Here is a 6,454-nt window from a genome sequence, read left to right as displayed (position 1 = left end):
GCCGACGACAACACCAAGCCCGCATCAGTCACTACAAACGACGCGGACACAGCCCATAGAACTGGCCACCCATCAGCACAAACACCGTTGCAGTATTAGACGTCGTTTCTTATGGCGGTTGTCGGTCGTTGAGCGGTGTATGACGGATCTGGTTGAGCGGCTGGTGCCGGACGAGTTGTGGGTGCTGTTTCGGCGGGTGGTGCCGCCGACGGAGGTGAAGCGTCCGCAGGGTGGGGGCCGGCGTCGGGCGGGTGACCGTGAGGCCCTGGCCGCGATCGTTTTCGTGGCGACGTTAGGTTGCACGTGGAGGCAGCTGCCTCCTGTGTTCGGTCCGTGCTGGCAGACGGTGTACCGGCGTTTCGCCCAGTGGAGCCGGGACCGGGTCTGGGCCCGGCTCCACCGTGTCGTCCTCGACGAACTCGGCGCCCGTGGCGAGCTGGACTGGTCACGGTGCGCGATCGATTCCGTCAGCCTCCGGGCCGCAAAAGGGGGACACTGACGGGACCGAATCCGACCGACCGAGGCAAATTGGGATCGAAAATCCACCTGATCACGGACCGGAACGGGCTGCCGCTGTCTCTGGGGATCTCCGGCGCGAATATGCACGACAGCCAGGGACTGAAACCCCTCGTGCGAGGTATCCCGCCCATCCGTTCACGCCGCGGACCGCGCCGCCGACGGCCGGGCAAGCTTCACGGCGATAAGGGATACGACTACGACCACCTGCGCCGATGGCTCCGCAGCCGGGGCATCGCCCACCGCATCGCCCGCAAGGGCGTCGAGTCGTCACAGCGACTGGGCCGCCACCGTTGGGTCGTCGAAAGGACAGTCTCCTGGCTCGCCGGCTGCCGCCGCCTACACCGCCGCTACGAACGAAAACCCGAACACTTCCTGGCCTTCGTCGGCATCGCCACAGCCTCATTTGCCACCGTCGCCTGGCGCGGAAGAGCGATCAATAGCCGGTGTTCCTGGCTTGTCCCCAGTCGGGACAGCTCGCCTCACAAGGCCGGTGAACCGCTCCGACCATCCCTTGCGCGGGCGACTGTCCCTGTCGATCAAAAAGTCAACTGTCTGCACAGGGTCAAGGGGCGACTGGCCGACCTGATGGACTCTCCAGTAGCGGGCTACCCTGTCGTCCAAATCTGCTCTGTTAACCCGGCCAGTACTCGCTAGGAGTACAGGGCCTTTCCAGCCATCCGGAGCGGTCACGGCCACCACGCTGCCATCGAGTGTGTAAGCCGCCGGGTACTCGCCCTCTGACACATCGATGGCCTCCAGCCAGTCCTCTGCGTGCACGAAGGACGCGAAGACACAAAGGTCTTCGCTCTGGTCGAAGACAAGCACAGTGTCGGCAGGTAGGTCCATGCGAGGCATCCTGGCAGCTATTCCCCCGCGCTACCACCAAAAGAAACCATGTCTTAGTGCGGTCCTCCAACGCATGGTCCAGCGGGCTTGGCCCTGGCCGGTGAGATCCAGGAACGTGATCTCCATGTGGACGCGCTTCAGTGCGGCCTTCGTTGGGGAAGTGACCGCAGGCCTTGACCGCCCGGCAGAGGCTTCTGTCACTGGCGTACGATCTTCGGCTCGAACGCGCCTTCACGGTCCCTGGGCACGGTGATCTCCATTGGGCCGACGTCGGTCAGTACCGTCTGGAACGGGTCCCGTTGCGGGAAATGCCGCCATAGAGCCTCGTGCAGACTGGGCCATACCCTATTTGGACCGCGCTTTTCAGGATGGTTGTCGGAAGCAGATCAGATGGGTTGCGTCACGGCGCCGATAGTGCCGAGCGCACTGGCGATGATGACGGCCAGGCGGAAGCGCAAGGTGTGTCTGCCCTCTCGGGGGCCTCTCCCCGGTCTGGTGGACGATCGCCTCGCACGGTCTGCATCGCCGTGTGTATGTGTGAAGCGCATACTGAAAAGACCTGGGAGAACGGAGGACGCCATGATCATCCTCGGCGTCATTCTGCTGGTCATCGGCCTGGTGGCCAGCATATCGATCCTGTGGACCATCGGTATCGTGCTCGTCGCGATCGGCATCGTTCTTTGGATCCTGGGTGCCGTCGGGCATGCGGTGGGCGGTCGACGGCATTACTGGTAGGGCTGCTTGTTCCGGCTCCCCCTGCACGCGGTCAATGTGGTGTCCAGCGGCGGCTGTGGTCTCGATGTGCTCACGTGCCGCGTGCTCGATGTAGATATTGGTGCCAGCCCGCAGATCGCTACCAGGGTCGGGAATTCAGCGTCCTGGATGGGAGCACACATGGCTGTACGTCATCAGCTCATCGCCCGGGAACCGTCCGTACTTTGGGCGGTTCTGGAGGACGAGAGCCGTTACGCGGACTGGGTGGTGGGGACCTCCGACTCCGCCCCAGGCAAGGGGCGTTGGCCGGAAGTCGGGTCGTCGATCAAATACACGGCGCGTGTAGGGCCGAAGGAGTTCCACGGACGCACGACGGTCCGTCGCCTCGACGCGCCGCACGCGCTGGAACTCGAAGCACACGGAGGGCCGTTGGGAACGGCACGGATCGCCTTCGACATCCGGCCGTGGGGCGACCAGACCCTGGTCATTCTCGACGAGCATCCGCTGCGCGGACTGGGAGGGAGTCTCCACAACACAGTTCTCGACGCCTTTGCGCAGATCCGGCACCGCGGCATGCTGCGGCGACTTGCGGAAGTCGTCGAAGGAATGCCCCAGGACACGGGGTGAGCGACAGGACGAGAGCCCCAGCCCCAACCGTCTGTCTTCCCACCGATGCCCCAATGGCTGGCAGATTCGAGGGGTCGTCGCAACACTGCTGGTCAGCTGACTGGGTCCAGTAGCTCAGCGAGACGCTCGGCCGGGGTTGGTTCCCAGCCGAGCGTCTTTCGTGGTCGGCTGTTGAGTTCGGCGGCCACCACCTCCAGTTGCTCAGGGATGTGGGACAGAGGTCAATGCCCTTGGGTGGCCGATGCTCATGCCTCTGTTGAGTCAAGCCGCGAACGGACACCGGACAGGTCGGCACACCCAAAGAGAGCCAGCCCGTGCGGGCGGCAGGAAGTACTCGAGTCAGCCTGCCCGGCGTCCTACGGCACGCTACGGGCGGCCAACCCGATCACGACACCGCTATCCCCAATACAAGTCGGGAAGTACTGTCGCAGCAGGCCATTGGTGTTCTTGTTCGAGCCTAGCTGCCAGGGCTCGCCGGGTTGCAGAAGTAGACCGAAATATCCGTCTCCTTGGTGAACGACTGGTGAGCCGCCATCTCCAGGCCCTGGTCTCAGGTCAGGCAACGCCACAGGTGCGGCGGAAGGGATTGGACAGTCGCGGCGTGAGCGTTGCGGGTGGCCAGGGCACTGTGGCCGCGCGGCAGATGTACGAGCATCAGATAGCGGATGGAGCGCTCGACCGCCAGGTGGCGGCGAGAGTGGTGCCCCGGGCTGCAACATCGCGCGCCGCAGTTACACGGAGCGTCTCGCCCTTGCCCGCCGTAAACTCGCGCACGCCGCGACCACAGCCGTGGAACAGCCCTCCGTGCACCTGGCCGGCACCGTGACCGTACGACCGGCACCTGGACCCCGCAGCCATGAAAAGGATGGGCTCGTACACCGTCGTCCGCCACACCGCTAAAACATCGATCACCACAGCAGCCGCCCACCCCGGCTGGTGCGCCCGATAGTTCCTCAAGGTGCGAGGCGCCCGATACCGATCAGACTTGAATGCATGGCAGAAGAACGTCGGCCGCGCGGCGGGAAGTCCTCGACGACAGCCGCGCGGCGAAAGCGACGACTCCCGAAGCGCAGCGGAGCGATTCGGAAGCGCGAACCGCGCACGTTGAGTTGCGTTTTGCGGGCCCGCTGCCCTGTTGCAACTTCGTCGCCGCTGCAGGCGCTCACGTTCAGGCCGCCGGAGTCTGAGATGGGACTGCTCACGCTCTGCATCGCACCGGTCCACGGTGTGATCTCGGTGGCGGAGAAGCCCAACGACGATGCCGAGCGCGAGCTGCACGACCCAGGAGTGCTCCGTGCCCAGCTGACTGCACTGAACCGGGAACTTGACGACGGAGATATCAGCACGGAGGAGTTCGAACCGGGAAGAGGAAAGGCTGCTCGACCGGCTGCATGCTGCACAGGTCGGCCCCGCACCGAACGATCGAAGGTGACGCACTCATGGATGACACAGCCAAGGTGACCCTCGCGGCCGCAGTAGTGGGCGGCTATGTGCTGGGCCGGACGAAGAAGGGCCGGCTGGCGCTGACCATTGCGACGTATCTGGCAGGGAGACGATTCGGCCTTGAACCCCGACAGCTTGCCTCCGAAGGGATGCGCAGACTCGGAGAGATTCCCCAGTTCGCCGAGCTGCAGGAGCAGCTGAAAGGGGAAGTCTTCGACGCGGGCCGTAAGGCACTGACTGCCGCCGCCGACCGGGGCATGAGTTCGCTGGCCGACGCCATCAGTGACCGTACGGCCCGGCTCGGTGAGAAGCAGGATGAGGGGGAGGAAGAGGAGTACGAGCCGGAAGAGGAAGGCGCGGAGTACGAGGAAGAGGAGGAACCGGAAGAGGAAGAGCCGGAGGCCGAGTACGAAGAGGGCCAGGCTGAGGAGGAGGAACAGCCGGAAGACGAATACGAGGAGGAGGAAGAGGAAGAGGAAGAGCCGGAAGAGACGCAGCCGAAGCGGCGCCGCAGTTCTCGCCAATCAGCCCAGCCCAGAGGCGGCGCGGCACGCAAGAAGGCCGCTCCCGCCCACGGAGAGAAGCCTCGGACGGCCAAGAAGTCCGCCGCCCGGAAGACGGCCCCGCCGAAGAAGACGGCTGCAAAGAAAACTGCTCCGGCCAAGAAGTCCGCCGCCCGGAAGACGACTCCGCCGAAGAAGACGGCCGCGAAGAAAACTGCTCCGGCCAAGAAGTCCGCCGCCCGGAAGACGACTCCGCCGAAGAAGACGGCCGCGAAGAAAACTGCTCCGGCCAAGAAGTCCGCCGCCCGGAAGACGACGTCGTCGAAGCGAGCAGCGTCCAAGCGCGCCGATCGTCGGAGGTAGCCAATCATGACCAGGACGGAAACAGACCAGCCCACGGCACAAAAGTCGGGTGCGGACCGGCTTCGCGAAGAGGCGTCCAACTTCCTCAGTGCACAGGTGGAGAGGCTCGCCGAGAAGGCGGGCGACAAACTGACCGATGTCACTGGGCAGCTCACTGATGTGGCCGAGAGTGGATCGCTTCCCGCGATCGGCTCCCGTATTCTCCAGGGCGACTCCCCGCTGAAGGCATTCGTCGGGGAGAAAGCCAAGGGCGTCAAGGACAAAGTCGTGGGGAAGGTCAAGGAAGCGTTCGGCGGCGGAAAGGGGAAGCGAAAGTCGAGTGGCGGCAAGGTCATGAACATCATCGAGGTTCTCGATGTGGGAGTGCCCCTGCGTGTCGCGTACGACCACTGGACGCAGTACGACCAGTTCAGCAGCTTTGCGAAGGGCGTTCGCGACGTCTCGAAGAGCGATGAGATGTCCAGTGACTGGAAGGTCAAAGTCGGCCCTTCCTCGCGCAGCTTCAAAGCAACCGTCCAGGAACAGATTCCCGACGACCGCATCGTTTGGACATCCGAGGGAGCCAAAGGAACTACCCGTGGTGCGGTCAGCTTCCATGAGCTGGCACCCAGCCTGACTCGAATCGTCCTGGTCGCGGAGTACTACCCGTCCGGGTTCTTCGAGAAGACGGGCAACCTGTGGCGCGCCCAAGGGCGCCGAATGCGACTCGACTTCAAGCACTTTCAGCGATACGTCTCCCTCGCACAGGAGGAGCCCGAGGGCTGGCGCGGTGAAATCCGGGACGGTGAAGTCGTCGTGTCCCACGAAGACGCCATGGAAGAAGAGGCCGCCGAGCAGGAGGACGCACAAGGCGAGGGGGCCGAGGACGAGGACTACGAGGACGAAGACGAACCCGAGGACGAGGACTACGAGGACGAGGACGAACCCGAGGACGAGGCCGAGGACGAGGACTACGAGGACGAGGACTACGAACCCGAGGACGAACCCGAGGACGAAGATGAAGATGAAGGCGAATACGAGGAAGACGAAGGGGAAGAAGGAGAGGAAGAGGACGTAACCCCGTCCAGGAAGCAAAGAGGACAGAGGCGACGCCGTGACTGACGTCGATTTCAGGTGGGGGGCCTACCCCGTTTCGGGGCCGCGGACCACCAATCTTGTCGGGCCGCAGTCTGTCCGGATGGGTCGTGATCCACCGCAGGACTTTGCGTGGCTTGGGCACCGGCTGGTGCGGCGGGGGCGGGACTGCGGACTGCCGGAACAGACGGACGTATCGACTGACGACACTGAACCTTTTTCATCCTGTGCCGGGAGGGTGAAATGGCCTGGTGGGCAGGGGCGTGACAGGGCAGGGCCCCTGGTCGTTTGCGTGGTGATCTCACTCATCACACCAGCGACCGAGGGGCCCTGTTGGTTCCGTATCCTTCCATGCTCGACGTACC

General features: G+C 64.1%; 6 protein-coding genes and 3 pseudogenes. 6 read left to right on the top strand and 3 right to left on the bottom strand.

What is annotated here, in order from left to right; translation table 11 throughout:
- Nucleotides 1-139 precede the first annotated feature (139 nt).
- Nucleotides 140-918 (top strand): annotated as a pseudogene (locus ACGFU7_RS47330) (IS5 family transposase); the annotation flags it as partial.
- Between the two features lie 644 nt (nucleotides 919-1,562).
- Here the strand turns inward: ACGFU7_RS47330 and ACGFU7_RS47325 are convergent.
- Nucleotides 1,563-1,625 carry a hypothetical protein gene (locus ACGFU7_RS47325; RefSeq protein ID WP_393704933.1) on the bottom strand — a complete coding sequence of 21 codons (63 nt, stop codon included), beginning with the start codon at nucleotides 1,623-1,625 and terminating at the stop codon, nucleotides 1,563-1,565.
- A 319-nt stretch (nucleotides 1,626-1,944) separates the two neighbouring features.
- Between ACGFU7_RS47325 and ACGFU7_RS47320 the strand changes: the two genes are divergently transcribed.
- A complete protein-coding gene (locus ACGFU7_RS47320; RefSeq protein ID WP_266749788.1) occupies nucleotides 1,945-2,100 on the top strand; it encodes a DUF6131 family protein in 156 nt (51 codons plus the stop codon).
- 159 nt (nucleotides 2,101-2,259) lie between these two features.
- On the top strand, nucleotides 2,260-2,706 hold the full coding sequence (locus ACGFU7_RS47315; protein WP_393704931.1) for an SRPBCC family protein: 447 nt from the start codon (nucleotides 2,260-2,262) through the stop codon (nucleotides 2,704-2,706).
- A 92-nt stretch (nucleotides 2,707-2,798) separates the two neighbouring features.
- On the opposite strand, the pseudogene ACGFU7_RS47310 reads toward ACGFU7_RS47315, so the two are convergent.
- Nucleotides 2,799-2,941: pseudogene (locus tag ACGFU7_RS47310) on the bottom strand (IS30 family transposase); the annotation flags it as partial.
- A gap of 178 nt (nucleotides 2,942-3,119) precedes the next feature.
- Nucleotides 3,120-3,385, bottom strand: a pseudogene (locus tag ACGFU7_RS47305) (IS30 family transposase); the annotation flags it as partial.
- A gap of 314 nt (nucleotides 3,386-3,699) precedes the next feature.
- On the opposite strand from ACGFU7_RS47305, the gene ACGFU7_RS47300 reads away from it, so the two are divergent.
- The 3 genes from ACGFU7_RS47300 to ACGFU7_RS47290 are packed head-to-tail and all read left to right on the top strand — an operon-like array spanning nucleotide 3,700 to nucleotide 6,116.
- A complete protein-coding gene (locus tag ACGFU7_RS47300) occupies nucleotides 3,700-4,167 on the top strand; it encodes a gas vesicle protein GvpG (protein WP_393704930.1) in 468 nt (155 codons plus the stop codon).
- Nucleotides 4,146-5,015 (top strand): histone protein, encoded by an 870-nt coding sequence (locus ACGFU7_RS47295; RefSeq protein WP_393704928.1) that lies wholly within the window; start codon nucleotides 4,146-4,148, stop codon nucleotides 5,013-5,015. Before ACGFU7_RS47300 ends, ACGFU7_RS47295 begins: the two co-directional genes overlap by 22 nt.
- A 6-nt stretch (nucleotides 5,016-5,021) precedes the next feature.
- Nucleotides 5,022-6,116, top strand: a complete 1,095-nt coding sequence (locus tag ACGFU7_RS47290) for an SRPBCC family protein (RefSeq protein ID WP_393704927.1) — start codon at nucleotides 5,022-5,024, stop codon at nucleotides 6,114-6,116.
- The last annotated feature ends 338 nt before the right edge of the window (nucleotides 6,117-6,454 follow it).

Source organism: Streptomyces sp. NPDC048473 (genome assembly GCF_043200155.1).
Classification (GTDB): Bacteria; Actinomycetota; Actinomycetes; order Streptomycetales; family Streptomycetaceae; genus Streptomyces.
Note: the sequence above shows the minus strand (reverse complement) of the source record. Positions and strands in the feature narration are given on the sequence as shown.

Excerpts from the sequence above, each read along its gene's own strand:
- ACGFU7_RS47320 (WP_266749788.1), top strand. The coding sequence starts at position 1,945 with ATGATCATCCTCGGCGTCATTCTGCTGGTCATCGGCCTGGTGGCCAGC.
- ACGFU7_RS47315 (WP_393704931.1), top strand. The coding sequence starts at position 2,260 with ATGGCTGTACGTCATCAGCTCATCGCCCGGGAACCGTCCGTACTTTGG.
- ACGFU7_RS47300 (WP_393704930.1), top strand. The coding sequence starts at position 3,700 with ATGGCAGAAGAACGTCGGCCGCGCGGCGGGAAGTCCTCGACGACAGCC.
- ACGFU7_RS47295 (WP_393704928.1), top strand. The coding sequence starts at position 4,146 with ATGGATGACACAGCCAAGGTGACCCTCGCGGCCGCAGTAGTGGGCGGC.
- ACGFU7_RS47290 (WP_393704927.1), top strand. The coding sequence starts at position 5,022 with ATGACCAGGACGGAAACAGACCAGCCCACGGCACAAAAGTCGGGTGCG.